The 16022-nt window shown below is 65.3% G+C and carries 15 protein-coding genes and 1 tRNA gene; 8 read left to right on the plus strand and 8 right to left on the minus strand.

The genetic code is table 11. The features are described from left to right. Window positions 1–18: 18 nt before the first annotated feature. From thrC to argS, 4 genes are read right to left on the minus strand one after another with little or no spacing between them, the layout of a single operon-like run. Entirely contained in the window at window positions 19–1086 is a 1068-nt protein-coding gene (gene thrC / locus AB0O58_RS21670; RefSeq protein WP_027497914.1) for a threonine synthase, read from the minus strand. Continuing rightward, window positions 1083–2384 (minus strand): homoserine dehydrogenase, encoded by a 1302-nt coding sequence (locus AB0O58_RS21675; RefSeq protein WP_027497915.1) that lies wholly within the window; start codon window positions 2382–2384, stop codon window positions 1083–1085. The genes thrC and AB0O58_RS21675 overlap by 4 nt, the downstream gene beginning before the upstream one ends. Further along, window positions 2381–3802, minus strand: coding sequence for a diaminopimelate decarboxylase (gene lysA, locus AB0O58_RS21680; protein WP_032365576.1), 1422 nt, complete (start codon window positions 3800–3802; stop codon window positions 2381–2383). Before lysA ends, AB0O58_RS21675 begins: the two co-directional genes overlap by 4 nt. Then, complete coding sequence (gene argS, locus AB0O58_RS21685) at window positions 3799–5451, minus strand: arginine--tRNA ligase (protein ID WP_027497917.1); 1653 nt, start codon at window positions 5449–5451, stop codon at window positions 3799–3801. Before argS ends, lysA begins: the two co-directional genes overlap by 4 nt. Window positions 5452–5683: 232 nt before the next feature. Between argS and AB0O58_RS21690 the strand changes: the two genes are divergently transcribed. From AB0O58_RS21690 to AB0O58_RS21725, 8 genes are all read left to right on the plus strand, one after another. After that, on the plus strand, window positions 5684–6607 hold the full coding sequence (locus AB0O58_RS21690) for a DUF3105 domain-containing protein (RefSeq protein ID WP_027497918.1): 924 nt from the start codon (window positions 5684–5686) through the stop codon (window positions 6605–6607). After that, a complete protein-coding gene (locus tag AB0O58_RS21695; RefSeq protein ID WP_027497919.1) occupies window positions 6607–7323 on the plus strand; it encodes a DUF305 domain-containing protein in 717 nt (238 codons plus the stop codon). Before AB0O58_RS21690 ends, AB0O58_RS21695 begins: the two co-directional genes overlap by 1 nt. Before the next feature lie 69 nt (window positions 7324–7392). Next, window positions 7393–7465, plus strand: a tRNA-Arg gene (locus tag AB0O58_RS21700). Window positions 7466–7525: 60 nt separating this feature from the next. Continuing rightward, window positions 7526–8446 (plus strand): hypothetical protein, encoded by a 921-nt coding sequence (locus AB0O58_RS21705; protein WP_027497920.1) that lies wholly within the window; start codon window positions 7526–7528, stop codon window positions 8444–8446. A gap of 14 nt (window positions 8447–8460) precedes the next feature. Continuing rightward, the gene (locus AB0O58_RS21710) at window positions 8461–9048 is read left to right on the plus strand and encodes a class I SAM-dependent methyltransferase (RefSeq protein ID WP_363798817.1); all 588 of its coding nucleotides are present in this window, start codon (window positions 8461–8463) and stop codon (window positions 9046–9048) included. A gap of 106 nt (window positions 9049–9154) precedes the next feature. Then, complete coding sequence (locus AB0O58_RS21715) at window positions 9155–10498, plus strand: DUF2254 domain-containing protein (RefSeq protein WP_052060463.1); 1344 nt, start codon at window positions 9155–9157, stop codon at window positions 10496–10498. A gap of 35 nt (window positions 10499–10533) precedes the next feature. Further along, window positions 10534–11067 carry a MarR family transcriptional regulator gene (locus AB0O58_RS21720; RefSeq protein WP_048320672.1) on the plus strand — a complete coding sequence of 178 codons (534 nt, stop codon included), beginning with the start codon at window positions 10534–10536 and terminating at the stop codon, window positions 11065–11067. A 102-nt stretch (window positions 11068–11169) separates the two neighbouring features. Continuing rightward, window positions 11170–11994 (plus strand): hypothetical protein, encoded by an 825-nt coding sequence (locus tag AB0O58_RS21725; protein WP_032365572.1) that lies wholly within the window; start codon window positions 11170–11172, stop codon window positions 11992–11994. A gap of 149 nt (window positions 11995–12143) precedes the next feature. Here the strand turns inward: AB0O58_RS21725 and AB0O58_RS21730 are convergent, their stop codons facing one another. Genes AB0O58_RS21730 through AB0O58_RS21745 form a run of 4 tightly spaced genes read right to left on the minus strand, consistent with a single transcriptional unit; the run spans window position 12144 to window position 16016 of the window. Beyond that, window positions 12144–12920: an enoyl-CoA hydratase gene (locus AB0O58_RS21730; protein ID WP_027497924.1), complete on the minus strand. Its 777-nt coding sequence runs from the start codon at window positions 12918–12920 to the stop codon at window positions 12144–12146. Next, entirely contained in the window at window positions 12917–13825 is a 909-nt protein-coding gene (mmsB, locus tag AB0O58_RS21735; protein WP_027497925.1) for a 3-hydroxyisobutyrate dehydrogenase, read from the minus strand. The genes AB0O58_RS21730 and mmsB overlap by 4 nt, the downstream gene beginning before the upstream one ends. Then, on the minus strand, window positions 13822–14880 hold the full coding sequence (locus AB0O58_RS21740; protein ID WP_048320670.1) for an enoyl-CoA hydratase/isomerase family protein: 1059 nt from the start codon (window positions 14878–14880) through the stop codon (window positions 13822–13824). Before AB0O58_RS21740 ends, mmsB begins: the two co-directional genes overlap by 4 nt. Further along, on the minus strand, window positions 14877–16016 hold the full coding sequence (locus AB0O58_RS21745; protein WP_032383699.1) for an isobutyryl-CoA dehydrogenase: 1140 nt from the start codon (window positions 16014–16016) through the stop codon (window positions 14877–14879). Before AB0O58_RS21745 ends, AB0O58_RS21740 begins: the two co-directional genes overlap by 4 nt. Window positions 16017–16022: the final 6 nt, after the last annotated feature.

A 16022-nucleotide genomic window follows, 5' to 3' on the forward strand; every position in this document is an offset into this window, starting at 1 on the left:
GCCGGAGATTCCGTCAACTCAGGCCAGCTCGAGCGCAGCCGCAACAGCGACGGGATCGACCGAAATCGGTTCCACGACAGGCATTCCCGACAGTGCAGTGTCGGGATCCTTGAGACCGTTGCCGGTCACCGTGCAGACAACGGTCAGGCCCGGCTCCAGCCACCCTTCCTTTCGAGCCGCCAACAGTCCGGCGACGCTGGCCGCGGAGGCCGGTTCGACGAACACGCCCTCGGTCTTCGCAATCAACCGGTACGCCTCGAGGATCTCCTCGTCGGTCGCGGCCCGGAATGCTCCGTTCGATTCTTCCTTGGCATTGACGGCACCGTTCCAGGATGCGGGTGAGCCGATCCGGATTGCGGTCGCGATCGTTTCCGGGTCCTTCACGGGCGCACCGTGAACCAGAGGAGCGGCACCCGCGGCCTGCACGCCGAGCATCCGCGGCTTGCGGGTGGTGAGGCCGTCGCGGAAGTACTCGGAGTACCCGCGCCAGTACGCGGTGATGTTGCCCGCGTTGCCGACCGGTAGAGCATGGATGTCGGGTGCATCGCCGAGGGCGTCGCAGATCTCGAACGCCGCGGTCTTCTGCCCCTCGATACGCACGGGGTTGACGGAGTTGACCAGACCGATCGTCGGGAACTCGGCCGTGGTCTTGCGCGCCAGTTCGAGGCAGTCGTCGAAGTTGCCCTGGACCTGAATGATCTTCGCGCCGTGCATGACTGCCTGAGCCAGCTTGCCCATCGCGATCTTGCCCTGCGGAACCAGTACGGCACAGGACATGCCGGCCTTGGCCGCGTAGGCCGCAGCGGACGCCGAGGTGTTGCCGGTGGACGCGCACAGCACTGCTTCTTGCCCACGGGCGAGCGCGTCGGTGACGGCCATGGTCATGCCGCGGTCCTTGAACGAGCCGGTGGGGTTGAGTCCCTCGACCTTCAGGTGCACTGTGCAGCCGGTCAATTCGGACAGGTGCCCGGCGGGCAGCAGCGGGGTGCCGCCCTCGCGCAGGGTGACGGTCTTCCAGTCGGGACCGATCGCCAGACGCGAGCGGTACGCCTCGATCAGACCGGGCCAGGGGGTGTGGACGCTCATACTGTGGTGCCTTCCAATCTGAGAACGCTGGCGACGTGGACGACCACGTCCAACTGCTCGAGGGATGCAACGGTGTCGGACAGTGCGGAATCGGCCGCGAGGTGCGTGACCACGACGAGCCTGGCCCCGTCACCCGCGCCGTGCTGGCGCACGGTGGAGATGCTGACGTCGCGCTTGGAGAATTCGGCGGCCACGGTAGCGAGAACGCCGGGCTTGTCGGCCACCTGCATGCTGACGTAGTACCGGGTGAGGATGTCACCCATCGGGGCCACCTTGAGCTTGGCGTACTTGGACTCGAGTGGGCCGCGGCCTCCGTAGAACTTGTTGCGCGCGGCCATCACCAGGTCGCCGAGCACAGCGGACGCCGTCGGCGCGCCGCCCGCACCCTGGCCGTAGAACATCAACCGGCCTGCGGCCTCGGCCTCGACGACGACGGCGTTGAACGCGCCGTTCACCGACGCCAACGGGTGATCGAGCGGAACGAGTGCCGGGTAGACCCGGGCCGAGATGCGCTCCTTGCCCTTGGGCGTGGTGATGCGCTCGCAGATGGCCAGCAATTTGATGGTGCAGTCGAGAGACTTCGCGGTCTCGAGGTCGTCTGCAGTGATCTTGCTGATGCCCTCGCGGTAGACGTCGCCGGCCGTGACCCGAGTGTGGAACGCGATCGAGGCGAGGATGGCCGCCTTGGACGCGGCGTCGTAGCCCTCGACATCGGCGGTCGGATCGGCCTCGGCGTATCCCAGTCGCCCTGCCTCGGCGAGGGTTTCGGCGTAGTCCGCACCGGTCTCGTCCATGGCCGACAGGATGAAGTTGGTGGTGCCGTTGACGATGCCCGCGACCTTGTTCACGCGGTCGCCTGCCAAGGACTGCATCAACGGCCGCACCACCGGAATGGCTCCGGCGACAGCTGCCTCGAAATACAGGTCGGCGCGCGATTTCTCGGCCGCGTCGGCCAACTCTCCGGTGTATTCGGCGAGCAGGGCCTTGTTCGCAGTGATGACGGACTTGCCGTTCTCGAGCGCCGACAACACCAGCTTGCGTGGGATGTCGATACCGCCGAGCACCTCGACGACGATGTCGACGTCGTCGCGACCGACCAATTCGGCCGGGTCGTCGGTGAGCAGTTCGGCCGGTACTCCGCGATCGCCGTCGATCCGACGTACCGCGATTCCCCGAATCTCCAGTGGCGCACCGATTCTGGCCTCGAAGTCCGCTGCATTCTCGGTGATGATCCGGACGACCTCGCTACCGACGTTTCCGAGTCCGAGTACGGCGACGCCTATCGGCTTCGATGTCATGGCTGAACCTCCAAGCTGAGCAGATCTTCGATGGTTTCCCGCCGCAGGATCAGGCGCGCACGCCCGTCCTTGACCGCGACCACAGCGGGCCGCGTCAGCAGGTTGTAGCGGCTGGACATGGAGTAGCAGTAAGCACCGGTGGCTGCGACGGCGAGCAGATCACCGGGCCCGACGTCGGCCGGCATCCACGTGTTCTTGATGACGATATCGCCACTCTCACAGTGCTTTCCGACCACGCGAGCCATCACGGCGTCGGCGTCGCTGGTACGCGAGACCAAGCGGCAGTCGTACTCGGCCTGATACAGCGACGTACGAATGTTGTCGCTCATACCGCCGTCGACACTGATGTACCGCCTGCGGGTGGCGTTGTCGACGGTGACGTCCTTGACGGTGCCCACCTCGTAGACCGTCACGGTGCCCGGCCCGGCGATGGCTCGACCCGGCTCGACGGCAATGGTCGGAACCGGCAAACCGGCCGCGGCCGACTCCGTCTCGACGATGCTCGCCAGCTTGGCCGCCAATTGGTCGACGGGCGGCGGATCGTCACTCGGTACGTACGAAATACCCATGCCGCCACCGAGATCGAGCGTCGAGATCTGCGAGGTCTTGTCCACGCCGAACTCGGCAACGATGTCGCGCAGCAGCCCGATGACCTTGTGCGCAGCCAGCTCGAAACCGTCGACCTCGAAGATCTGCGAGCCGATGTGACTGTGCAGCCCCACGAGACGAAGGTTGTCTGCGGCGAACACCCGACGGACGGCTTCGATCGCCGAGCCGTCGGCGAGCGAGAAGCCGAACTTCTGATCCTCGTGGGCGGTCGCGATGAACTCGTGCGTGTGTGCCTCGACGCCGACGGTGATACGAATCAGCACGTCCTGCACCACACCGGCCGAACCGGCCACGGCGTCGAGACGGTCGATCTCGATATTGGAGTCGAGAACGACGTGCTCGACTCCGGCACTCACTCCGGCCTCGAGCTCGGCCACGGATTTGTTGTTGCCGTGCATCGCAATTCGATCCGCCGGGAATCCGGCAGCCAGGGCGATGGCCAGCTCACCGCCCGAGCAGATGTCGAGCGAGAGACCCTCGTCGGCCACCCAACGAGCGATCTCGCCACACAGAAATGCCTTGGAGGCGTAGTGAACTCGTTCGGGTGCCCCGAACGCAGCGGCCATCTCGCGGCAGCGTGCGCGGAAGTCGTCCTCGTCCACGACGAACAGTGGGGTGCCGTACTGCGCCGCGAGGTCGGTGACCGACACCCCCGCGAGCCGAACCGTGCCGTCGTCGCCGCGTGCCGCGTTGCGTGGCCACACCTGTTCGGGAAGCGTCGTCATGTCCGACGCGGCGCTCGGACGCTCGGACATCGACTGCTTGGCTGGGGCATCGGCGTGCTTGGGCCCTGCCGGATGTGCGCTCACATGCGCTCCGGTGCGCTGACACCGAGCAGTTCGAGGCCGTTGGCCAGAACCTGTCGGGTTGCGTTGCCCAATGCCAGTCGTGCGGTGTTCACAGGTCCGGGCTCCTCGTCTCCTTGGGGAAGTACTCGACACGCGCCGTAGAACCGGTGGTAGGCCCCCGCCAGTTCTTCGAGGTAGCGGGCGATCCGATGTGGTTCGCGTAGTTCGGCGGCACTGGCCACCACCCGCGGGTACTCGCCGATCGTCCTGATCAACTCGCCCTCCTGCTCGTGCGTCAGCAGGCTCAGATCGGGATCGTCGCCCGAGATCCCCAGTTCGGCGGCATTGCGCGCGAGCGATGCCAACCGGGCGTGGGCGTACTGGACGTAGTACACCGGGTTCTCGTTGCTGGCGCTGGCCCACAGGGCGAGGTCGATGTCGATGCTCGAGTCGACGGACGACCGGATCATGACGTAGCGCGACGCGTCGACGCCGATGGCTTCGACCAGATCGTCGAGCGTGATGACGGTGCCTGCCCGCTTGCTCATCTTCACCGCGACGCCGTCGCGAACGAGGTTGACCATCTGCCCGATCAGCACCTCGACGGTCTCGGGGTCGTCGCCGAATGCAGCGGCGGCGGCCTTGAGTCGACCGATGTAACCGTGGTGGTCTGCTCCGAGCATGTAGATGCACAGGTCGAATCCGCGCTGACGCTTGTTCTGGAAGTACGCGATGTCGCCTGCAATGTAGGCAGCATTACCGTCGCTCTTGATGACGACGCGATCCTTGTCGTCGCCGTACTCGGTGGACCGAAGCCACCATGCACCGTCTTCCTCGTACAGGCTCCCCGAGCTCTTGAGGTAGTCGACCGATTTTTCGACGGCACCGGACTCGAAGAGTGAGTTCTCGTGGAAGTAGACGTCGAAATCGACACCGAATTCGTGCAGGTTGGCCTTGATGCGGTCGAACATCAGCTGGGTACCGATCGACCGGAAGGTCTCGTCCTGCGCCTCGGGTGCCAGCGCCAGCGCTTCTGGCTCCTTCGCCAGCACCTGCTGTGCGATCTCGGCGATGTACTCGCCCGCATACCCGTTCTCCGGTGCCGGCTCTCCCTTGGCCGCGGCGATGAGCGACCGGCTGAAGCGATCGATCTGAGCGCCGTGATCGTTGAAGTAGTACTCGCGAGTGACCTCGGCTCCGTGCGCGGTCAGGATGCGTCCGAGGGCATCGCCGACCGCAGCCCATCGGGTTCCACCGAGGTGCACCGGTCCGGTGGGGTTGGCCGAGACGAACTCGAGGTTGACCTTCTTGCCTGCCATCGAGGATCCGTTGCCGAACTCGGCACCGGCGGCCAGCACGCGGGCAACGATCTCGCCCTGCGCTGCGGCAGCCAGCCTGATGTTCAGAAAGCCGGGGCCTGCGACGTCGGCACTGGCGATCGCGGCGTCGGCCGCGAGCGCCTCGGCGAGCCAGCCGGCGAAATCACGGGGATTGGCTCCGGCCTTCTTCGCCACCTGCAGCGCCACATTGGTGGCATAGTCACCGTGCTCGGGATTGCGGGGACGCTCGACCGTGAGCTTCGCAGGGAGAACGGATGCGTCCAGGCCGCGGTCGGCAAGCACCTTGGCGGCGGTCGCGTGAAGCAATTCGGCAAGATCGGCGGGAGTCACAGGTAGCCATCCTATTGGCTGGTGTGCGGCATACTCGCATCCACTGCCCGTCCGAGCGCGGGGCCACCTGGCCGATGCGGTCCACACGGGCTCTGAGCACGCTCTCAGACAGAGAACGTACAGTAGGGGCGCTCTGCGCGGACGACCGTCGAGTACGGCCGTCACCAGCAGATACGTACCACCAGCGCTACCGACCACCCACTTTTCCTCGACTGAGAGAGCAACCACAGCGATGCCAACGGGTCCCGACAAAGGCAGTCAGAACAAGTCGGCTGCGAAGGCAGACAAAGCCATCAGTGCAGCCAACAAGAAGTCAGCTCGCAAGAAGCAGGGCGGTGTCCCCGCCGCCAAGGGCAGACAGATTCCCTGGCTGACGGTTGCCGGTGTCGTTGTGGTCGTCGGACTCGTCGTGGGCCTCGGGGTCAACCTCTACCCCAAGTACCAGGACCGCGCCGAGGCGCAGAAATTCGCGCCCAGCGAGAGCAATCAGGATCCGTCGACGGGAATCGACGGCGTCACCATCAAGGAATACCCGGCAGCCCTGCACGTCGGGCGCGCGCAACGCGTCGCCTACGACCAGACGCCGCCGTTCGGTGGACCGCACGATGCGGTGTGGGCCACCTGCACCGGCATCGTCTACCCCGAGGCCATCCGCACCGAGAACGCTGTGCACTCCCTCGAACACGGAGCGGTCTGGGTGACGTACAACCCCGACGACCTCAACGAGGACCAGATTCAGTCCCTCGCCGACCGCGTCGACGGGGAAACGCAGATGATGATGTCGCCGTACCCGGGCCTCGACACTCCCGTCTCGCTGCAGTCCTGGGGTCACCAGCTCAAGCTCGACAGCGTCGACGACGAGCGCATCGGTCAGTTCATCTCGGCTCTGCGCCTCAACCGATTCGCCTACCCGGAGGTCGGTGCAAGCTGCGCATCCGTGCCCGGAGTCGGTGACAACGCGTTCGATCCCGACAACCCGCCGCTGTTCGACGCTTCGGCCCCGGGTGCGGACGCCGTTCCGATGGACGGCGCAGGCATCACTCCCGACGCCAGCGAGACCAGCGGCGCAGGCGGAATGCCGAGCGGCCTGCCCGGCGGAGCACAGTTGCCCGGCGGAGCACAGCTGCCCAGCGATCTCCAGGTGCCCGCGAGCTGATGACCGAATCGACAGTCGACTCGGTCGACGGCGTCCCCGAGACCAAGCGGAGCCAGCGCACTGCGCTGGTCGCCTTGGCCGTGATCGCCGTACTGGCGATCGGATTCGCGCTGGGCTTCCTGGCGCAGAATCCGTTCCGCAGCGGTGACAACTCCCCCGCAGCAGATTCGGTCGACGTCGGATTTGCCCAGGACATGACGGTGCACCACAACCAGGCCATCGAAATGGCCGCGGTCGCGTTGACCAACGCGCCCGATCAGGCCGTCAAGAGCCTGGCGTTCGACATGCTCACCTCGCAACAGAATCAGGTGGGCCAGATGCAGGGCTGGCTCGCATTGTGGGACCGCGCGCCGATCTCGACCGACGGCTACATGACCTGGATGACGGCCGACGACTCTCACGGCCATTCGATGGGCGGCATGTCGATGGAACCGGGATCCTCCGATCCCACCAGAGCCATGCCCGGCATGGCCAGCTCCACCGAGCTCGCCGCACTACGCCAAGCGACCGGAACCGACGTCGACGTCATGTTCTTGCAGCTGATGCTGCGTCACCACGAGGGCGGCCTGGCGATGATGGAGTACGCCCAGACACACGCGCAGTCTCCTGCGGTGATCAACCTGGCAAAGTCCATGGTGGCAACGCAGACGAGTGAGTCGACTCTGATGAAGCAGATGCTCGCGGCGAAGGGTGCGCAGCCGCTGCCCGAGGGGTGATTTCGGCTCGCGTTGCACATGCGCTAGTCTTTCGTACAGCCCAACAGGCACGCCGGCTGAAGCCGGTGCGCCCCCGTAGCTCAGGGGATAGAGCGTTCGCCTCCGGAGCGAAAGGCCGCAGGTTCGAATCCTGCCGGGGGCACACATCTTTCACGCATGTCACTTCTCCGAGGTGACTGCTCGAACGAGACGGACTGTTCACATGTCCGAGGATCTCCCCGATATCGACACCGTCATCGACGAGCTGTATTCACTGGCACCCGCCGACTTCGTGTCGCACCGATCGGCGTATGTGACCCGGTTCAAGAAGGCCGGAGACAAGTCCGGTGCCACTCGTATCGGCGGACTCCGTAAACCCACTGTCGTGGCCTGGTTGGTGAACACACTCGCTCGTCAGGACGAATCCGCGGTCGCCGAGTTGTTCGACCTCGGTGCCGAACTCGAACGGGCTCAGCAACGCGGCGACGGTCATCGACTGCGTGAGTTGTCCACCGCTCGAAGCGCTTCGATACGCGCGCTCACCGATCGAGCCGTGGTATTGGGTCGCGAACGTGGCGTGACCGTCGGCGACAACGCGGCGCGCGAGGTTTCCAACACCCTCAATGCCGCAATGGCCGATCCGGAGATCCGCGACCGGGTTCGTGCGGGCCGAACGGTGGTGGCCGAGACATACAGCGGCTTCGGCCCCGCGCTGCTCTCGCTCGTTCCGGATCCTCCTGAGACCGAGACCGAGACCGAGGACGACGGCGAACCGGACATTGCCGATGACGCGCCCGAGTCCGCAGCGGAATCCGATGCCGAGAACGAAGCCGAGTTGCTGCGCCAGGCGGAACACGATCGCCTGGTTGCCGAACTCGACTCTGCCGAAACCGCATTCGATGCCGCACGTGATGCGGCCGACGCTGCCGACCAGGGCACGGAGCGCGCTGCGTCCGAACGACGCAGCGCGACAGCAGAAGTCGAGAGACTCGAAGCCGAGCTGGAGGCCGCGAGAGCCACAGCGAAGGCAGCGCGGGCCGCGGAGAGAAAAAGCGTCGAACAGGCAGAGTCGACGGCGGAGGCGCTCGAGGCGGCCCGGGCACGCGTGGCCGAAGCCCGGTCGGCCCTCGACGAACCGAGCTGACCTACCCTGGCGGTATGACCACGCGCTGGCAAGCCGAGAACTCCGCCGACGACTCCGCCCGGTACATCGAGCGATTCGATCGTCTGGCCGAACGCGGCGTGGATCTGCACGGTGAAGCCCGCATGGTCGACGCGGTGGTCTCCCCCGCGTCGGACATTCTCGACGCCGGCTGCGGTACGGGCAGACTCGGTGCCGAACTGGCGCGACGTGGCCACCACGTCACCGCCGTGGATCTCGATCCGATTCTGGTCGAGAAGGCGCGTAGTCACCCCGAACTCGACGTGCATCTCGCGGATCTGACCACGCTCGAGTTGAATCGCACGTTCGACGCGGTCGTCGCGGCCGGCAACGTGTTGGTTTTTCTGGAGCCCGGCACCGAACGTGCTGCGCTCGAACGCATCTGGGCACATCTGAACGACGGCGGAGTGTTCGTCACCGGCTTCGCCACCGACCGGGCATACACGGCCGACGAACTCCACGAGGATCTCACTGCCGTCGGATTTTTCGTCGAACATCGATTCTCCACCTGGAACCTGCGACCCTGGCGCGCCGACGCGGACTGGGCCGTCACCGTGGCACGAAAGCCTGCTCTGCTCGCTTGAGACGAATCGAGGCCGGCCTGTGCCGGCAAGCCTCGTTCGAACGAAGCGAGCGCCGCGATTCCAAATGCGGGTGTCGATTCGTTCCTGGGCGGGAAGACTGTCGCTCATGAAGGAACACATAGCGCGGTTGCGGGAGTCGTTCTGGTTTATTCCCGCCGTCCTCGGAGTTCTCGCACTCCTACTGGCGCAGGCGCTCGTCAGCCTCGATCGCTACCTACTCGACACCCGCGTGGACCTGACGGGTTCGTTGCTCTATCACGTCGGGGCGAGTGGCAGCCGGGACATCCTCGGGGCGATCGGTGGCTCGATGCTGGGGGTGGCTGCCACGTCGTTCTCCATCACCATCTCCGTCCTCGCCACGGCCAGCTCCTCGTACGGCCCCCGCCTGGTGCGAAACTTCATGGCCGATCGCGGAAATCAAGTAGTACTGGGTATCTTCGGGGCGACGTTCCTGTACTCGCTGATGGTGCTGCGGTCGATTCGTTCGATCGAATCCGATGGTTCGGTGTTCGTCCCGGACATCGCCGTCAACGTGGCAGTCGCGCTCGCCGTCGTCGACGTGGGCGTGCTCGTCTACTTCATCCACCACATCGCGCAGTCGATTCAGGTGGCCACCCTGTCCGCGAGAGTCCGCGACGAGTTGTCGGAATCCGTCGACTCCCTCTACCCGACCGATCGTCCCGACGACGCCGCTTCGATCGACGGCATCTCGAAACCACCTGTCTACGTGACGGTCCTGGCCGAGACATCCGGGGTGATCATCGACATCGACGAGGACGCACTGCTGGGCATCGCGAGCGACAACGGCACGCTGATCGAGATTCATCGGGTCCCGGGCGAGCACATCGTCTCCGGCGAGCCGCTCGTCGACATTCTCGCCGATCGCTCGGCCGACATCTCCGACGCATCGATCGACCGAGTCCGCTCTTCTTTCGACATCGGTACCAGTAGGACGCCGCGCCACGACATCGCGTTCGCCGTCGAGCAGATGACGGAAATGGCGGTCCGGGCGCTGTCCACCGGGGTCAACGATCCCTACACGGCGCGTAACGCCATCGACGATCTCTCCGTCGGACTCGTTGCACTGGTCCAACGGCCGGCACCGTCACGCGGACGGCGTGGAACCGACGGAGAGGTGCGACTGATCGTGCGGCGGGTGCCCGTCTCGATCTTGATCGACCATGCGCTCGATGCGGTGCGCATCTACGGGACCGGCAGTCCTATGGTGGTCCAGGCCGGAATTCGTCTCGCCGAGAGGGTCGGCCGCGCTGCGCGCTCCACCGACGATGTCGACGCCGTGCTGGCGCAATTGAGCCTGTTGGACGCCGCCCTGACCGTCGACGAGACAGACAGCGCGCGCACAGTCGATGCCCGCGAGCAGATTTCGCGGACTCGAGCCGCGATCACCGATCGGGTACCACTCGCGGTACTTCGCACCGTCATTCGGTAGACGCTCGAACCGGGCATCGTGGGAGGATGGTGTGTATGCCAGCACCGTCGCCGCTTCCCCTCGACCCCATTGCAGAGGCCCACCGTCAGTGGACCAAGCACGGGTGGTCCGATGCCGCCGACGGTATGGCCGCGGTCACCTCGCTGATGCGCGCGCAGCAGATCATGCTGGCCCGAGTCGAGGAAGCGCTCAAGCCGACGGGACTGACGTTTTCGCGCTACGAGTTGCTGACGTTGTTGACGTTCACCAAGAACGGCGCGCTACCGATGGCGAAGGCCAGTGCCCGACTGCAAGTGCACCCCACCAGTGTGACCAACGCGGTGGACCGCCTCGAATCGGTCGGCTACGTGCGCCGCATTCCCCATCCCAGCGATCGACGGACAACCCTGGTCGAAATCACCGAGCAGGGGCGCACGTTGGCGGTCGAAGCCACCGAGCGCCTGAACACGCTGGTGTTCGCCAGGCCCGGGCTCGCGCGCGACAAGCTGATGGCGCTGGTGCGCATCCTCGCGGAACTGCGTTCGGATGCAGGCGATTTCGACAGTGATGACATCACCACATCGTTCTGAGTTCGATGGTGACTCGTCACAAGACAATGGCACAGCCGTACCGTTCGTGGTCCAATTGCTCCGGGAACAGGTCGGAGTCGGTCTGCTGAAGGGCGGGGCGGGGTGCTGGTGTTGGGGGTCGGAGCGGGTGCGCACGGTGCACGCGCAATTCTGACGTATCTGGACAGCCCCCACCGCACACCCATCGTGTCGCGGACGGTGCGCCGCGCTCCCGGGCAGTCGCTGGCCACCACGATCGCCACCGGCGTCGACGCCATCCATTCCATCGCCGCGACGATGTCGCTCCCGGTCCAGTTCTCCGCCATTGCCTACCGGGTGGCCACCGATCCCGGCACGGTCGCCACCCGAGGTACCGCTCGCACGGCCTCACTCGTTCCGGAAACCGCTGCGCAAGTGAGGTTTCTACGATTCATCGGGCTGGTCCCCAATCACGGCGTCACCGTGCTGTGCGACATCGGTAGTACCGGGACCACGGTCACCGTCATCGATCTCGCGTCCACACGCACCCTCATGACGCGGCGCACCGCGACGTTCTGCGGCGACGATCTCGATCACTCGGTGCGCCGGCTGCTCTCGTCCAACGGCGTTCGCGTCGGAATCGACGCCAGCCGGTCCATCAAGGAGCAACTGAGCATCGATTCCGTCGTCAGCACCACGGACCCAGCCGGCACTGCACGGCATGTGCTGACACGGCGCGACTTCGACGATCTGATCGCGGGACCCGTCCGTTACGCAGGCATGCTGGTGGAGCAGACCATCGAATTGTCCGGTGCCAGGCCGCAGTCCATCGTCGTGGTCGGCGGCGGCGCTAACATCACCTCGATAGCGCGGTCTCTCGAACTGCGGACCGGTCTGACGACCCTGGTGCCGACGATGCCCGAGCTGGTCTCGGCCCGCGGGGCCGCCCTCCTGTCCCCCGACAGGTAGGACAGCCCCGGAAGTGGAGCCCGCGGAACGACCGGTCGGGGTGGGAGTGGAGCCCGCGGAACGACCCGAAAGCACGCGAGTGGAACCCGCGGAACGACCCGAAAGCACGCGAGTGGAACCCGCGGAACGACCCGAAAGAGCGGCCAGCACTACCGGTGCTGGAAGTTGGGCGTGCGCTTCTCGATGAAAGCCGACATGCCTTCCTTCTGATCCTCCGTGGCGAACGTCGAATGAAACACGCGGCGCTCGAACAGAACTCCCTCACGAAGGCTCGACTCGAACGATCGGTTCACTGCTTCCTTCGCCATCATGGCAACCGGTAGCGACATCTCGGCGATCGTGGTCGCGGTTGCGATGGCGTCGTCGAGGAGATCCGCGACCGGCACGATGCGCGAGACCAATCCTGCTCGCTCGGCTTCCTCGACCTTCATGTTCCGGCCGGTCAGGCACATCTCCATGGCCTTGGCCTTGCCTACCGCACGCGTCAGGCGCTGCGAGCCACCGATTCCCGGAATGACGCCGAGCTTGATCTCGGGTTGTCCGAATACCGCGGTGTCCGAGGCGATCAGAACGTCGCACAGCATCGCGAGTTCACACCCGCCACCGAGTGCATAACCGGAGACCGCCGCGATGAGGGGCGTCCGCGCCGCGGCCAGTCGATCCCACGCCGCGAAGAAGTCGTCGAGGTACACGTCCATGTACGACTTGGGCTGCATTTCCTTGATGTCGGCCCCGGCTGCGAAAGCCCGTTCGGATCCGGTGATCAGAATGGCACCGATCTCGGAATCTGCATCGAGTTCCTCGACCACCGACACGACCTCACGCATCAACTGAGAGTTCAGCGCGTTCAATGCTTTCGGACGGTTCAGCGTGATGATGCCGACGCGTCCCCGGCGTTCGAGCAGGATGGTTTCGTAGTCGGTCACTGAGCAGCTCCGTTCGAGCGTTCGCGGATGTCGTTGATGATGCCGGAGAAGTCCACGTCGGTTCCGCCACCGGACGTTTCCTTGAACCGAGCGTAGAGCTCGGCTGCGCGAAGTCCGAGTACTCCCTCGACCCCGTTGTCGCGCAGTGCATTCGCAGCCAGACCCAGATCCTTGTCCATGAGGGCCGCCGCGAATCCGGGCTTGTACTCGTTGTTCGCCGGGCTCGTCGGAACCGGACCGGGCACCGGGCAATTGGTCGTCAACGCCCAGCATTGGCCGGACGCGGTCGATGCCACGTCGAAGAGCGCCTGATTGCTCAGACCGAGCTTCTCGCCCAACACGAAGGCCTCGCTGATGGCGATCATCGATACGCCGAGAATCATGTTGTTGCAGATCTTGGCGGCCTGGCCGTTGCCCGCCGGTCCGCAGTGCACGACCTTGCGGCCCATGACATCGAGAACGGCAGCGGCGGAGGCGAAATCGTCCTCCGAACCACCGACCATGAACGTGAGCGTGCCTGCGGCCGCTCCCCCGACACCGCCCGAGACCGGAGCGTCGAGGCTACGGTGTCCGGCCTCGTGCACCAGCCGGTGCGCGGCATGCGCGTCGGCGACGTCGATGGTCGACGAATCGATGAACAACGTCCCCGGTGCCGCGGCCGGAAGCAGGTCCCCGTACAGCCCGAGCACCAGTTTCCCGTTCGGCAACATCGTGATCACGATGTCGGCTCCGGCGACGGCCGCAACCGCGGACTCCACCACAGTGACGCCGTCCTTCGTGGCCTGCTCCAGCGCCGCGGGAACAAGATCGAAGCCCTGCACCGTGTACCCGGCCGCAGCCAGGTTGGCGGCCATCGGTCCACCCATGTGCCCGAGGCCGATGAATCCGATCGTCTTCTCGCTCATGACTGCTCACCTTCTGTAAGTGCTTTCGACAGACCGAGTTCGGCGTCGCCCAGGGGCGCGAAGTATCGGTCGACGTCCTCTGCAGTGACATCCGCCGACGTGGCCGGCTGCCACTGGGGGTTGCGATCCTTGTCGACGACCTGCGCCCGAATTCCCTCGACCAGATCGTGACTGCTCAGCGACGCGACCGACACGCGGTACTCCTCGTCGAGCACGGCCTCGAGGGAGGGCAGCGTCGCCGCCCGTCGCAGCGACCGCAGCGTCACCGCAAGAGACACCGGCGATTTGGACGCGATGTCCTTTGCGGCCTGCTGCGCCTCCGGCACCGGCGATGCAGCCAGAGCGTCGACGATGCCCTGGATGTCGTCACCTGCGTAGCACTCGTCGATCCATTCCTGCTGAGCCGCGACGGTGGATTCCGGAGCCGACTCGCTGAACGCGTCGACGGCCTCCCCGACGCTGACCGTCTCGAGGGCGGTGTAGAACTCCTCGAGCTTGTCCGACGGAATGTAGTGATCGGCGAATCCGACCGCGATGGCGTCGGCCGCATTCATCCGCGCCGTGGTGAGCGCGAAGTGGGTACCGGTTTCGCCGGGCGCACGCGAAAGAAGGTAGGTGCCACCGACATCGGGAATGAATCCGATGCCGACCTCGGGCATCGCGATCTTCGAACGTTCGGTCACGATGCGGGTGTTCGCGTGGGCCGAGAGCCCGACGCCACCGCCCATGACGATGCCGTCCATGATCGCGACGAAGGGCTTCGGGAAGCGGGCGATCGCGGCGTTGAGCACGTACTCGTCGCGCCAGAAGTCCTTGCTCCCGCTGCCGCCGTCCTTGGCGTCGTGGTAGATCGAGACTATGTCGCCGCCCGCGCACAATCCGCGCTCGCCGGCTCCGGTCAACAGGACGACGTCGACGCTGTCGTCGGATGCCCACTGCGCCAACGCCGGAGCTATCTGCTGCACCATCGCATGCGAGAGTGCGTTGATCGCTTTGGGGCGGTTCAGAGTGATGCGACCGATCCCGCCCGAAACCTCCAGTAGGACATCGCTCATGCTGCACCCACGATGGAGCGAGCTACGACCACGCGCATGATCTCGTTGGTACCTTCCAGAATCTGGTGGACCCGAAGGTCGCGAACGATTTTCTCGACACCGTACTCGGCGAGATAACCGTATCCGCCGAGCAACTGCAGCGCCCCGTTGGCGACCTCGAAGCCGGTATCGGTACCGAAACGCTTGGCCATCGCGCACATCTCGACCTTGTCGGCTGCATTGTTCTGCAACCCGTCCGCTGCTCGCCACAGCAGAGTTCGCGCAGCTTCGAGCTCGGTCTTGAAATCCGCCAGTCGAAACTGCAGGGCCTGCGAGTCGAGCAACCTGGCGCCGAATGCGTTGCGGTCGGCGAGGTAGGACACGGCCTTGTCGAGAGCGGACTGTGCGCCGCCGATCGAGCACGCGGCGATGTTGATGCGTCCGCCGTTGAGCCCGTTCATCGCGATCCGAAATCCGTCGCCCTCGCCGCCGAGCAGGTTGGCAGCCGGAACGCGGGCACCTTCGAAGATCACCTGGCGGGTGGGTTGAGCGTTCCATCCCATCTTTTTCTCGTTCGCTCCGAACGACAGTCCCGCCGTGTCCTTCGGCACGATGAACGCCGAGATGCCGCGGGGACCCGGCGCTCCGGTGCGGGCCATAACGACGTACACCTCGGAAGTGCCTGCGCCGGAGATGAACTGCTTGACGCCGTCCAGCACGTACTCGTCACCGTCGCGGACGGCCTTGGTACCGAGCTTTGCCGCATCGGATCCAGCGCCGGGTTCGGTGAGGCAGTAGCTACCGAGCTGGTCCATCGAGCACAGCCCTGGAAGCCAGCGCTGCCGTTGCTCGTCGTCGCCGTACGTGTCGATCATCCAGGCGACCATGTTGTGGATGGAAATGTAGGCCGCGATGGACGGGTCACCGGTGGCGAGTTGCTCGAAAATGCGCACCGCGTCGACGCGGGTCAGGCCCGATCCGCCCACGTCTTCACGAATGTAGATGCCACCCATCCCGAGAGCAGCAGCCTTGCGCAGCACGTCCACCGGAAAGTGCTTCTGCTGATCCCATTCGACGGCGTTCGGTGCGAGGAACTCGTCCGCGAAATCACGAGCTGTGTCGTTGATGGCACGCTCGTCCTCGTTCAACGTGAACATCGTCGA

Origin of the sequence: Rhodococcus sp. NPDC080181, assembly GCF_040702225.1 — a bacterium.
Taxonomy (GTDB): Bacteria; Actinomycetota; Actinomycetes; order Mycobacteriales; family Mycobacteriaceae; genus Rhodococcoides; species Rhodococcoides fascians.

What these genes read in the sequence shown, in the direction of transcription:
- AB0O58_RS21745 (WP_032383699.1), bottom strand. Translation starts at nt 16,016, where the DNA reads ATGTTCACGTTGAACGAGGACGAGCGTGCCATCAACGACACAGCTCGT.
- AB0O58_RS21720 (WP_048320672.1), top strand. Translation starts at nt 10,534, where the DNA reads ATGCCAGCACCGTCGCCGCTTCCCCTCGACCCCATTGCAGAGGCCCAC.
- AB0O58_RS21705 (WP_027497920.1), top strand. Translation starts at nt 7,526, where the DNA reads ATGTCCGAGGATCTCCCCGATATCGACACCGTCATCGACGAGCTGTAT.
- thrC (WP_027497914.1), bottom strand. Translation starts at nt 1,086, where the DNA reads ATGAGCGTCCACACCCCCTGGCCCGGTCTGATCGAGGCGTACCGCTCG.
- AB0O58_RS21675 (WP_027497915.1), bottom strand. Translation starts at nt 2,384, where the DNA reads ATGACATCGAAGCCGATAGGCGTCGCCGTACTCGGACTCGGAAACGTC.
- AB0O58_RS21740 (WP_048320670.1), bottom strand. Translation starts at nt 14,880, where the DNA reads ATGAGCGATGTCCTACTGGAGGTTTCGGGCGGGATCGGTCGCATCACT.
- AB0O58_RS21715 (WP_052060463.1), top strand. Translation starts at nt 9,155, where the DNA reads ATGAAGGAACACATAGCGCGGTTGCGGGAGTCGTTCTGGTTTATTCCC.
- mmsB (WP_027497925.1), bottom strand. Translation starts at nt 13,825, where the DNA reads ATGAGCGAGAAGACGATCGGATTCATCGGCCTCGGGCACATGGGTGGA.
- AB0O58_RS21710 (WP_363798817.1), top strand. Translation starts at nt 8,461, where the DNA reads ATGACCACGCGCTGGCAAGCCGAGAACTCCGCCGACGACTCCGCCCGG.
- AB0O58_RS21695 (WP_027497919.1), top strand. Translation starts at nt 6,607, where the DNA reads ATGACCGAATCGACAGTCGACTCGGTCGACGGCGTCCCCGAGACCAAG.
- AB0O58_RS21690 (WP_027497918.1), top strand. Translation starts at nt 5,684, where the DNA reads ATGCCAACGGGTCCCGACAAAGGCAGTCAGAACAAGTCGGCTGCGAAG.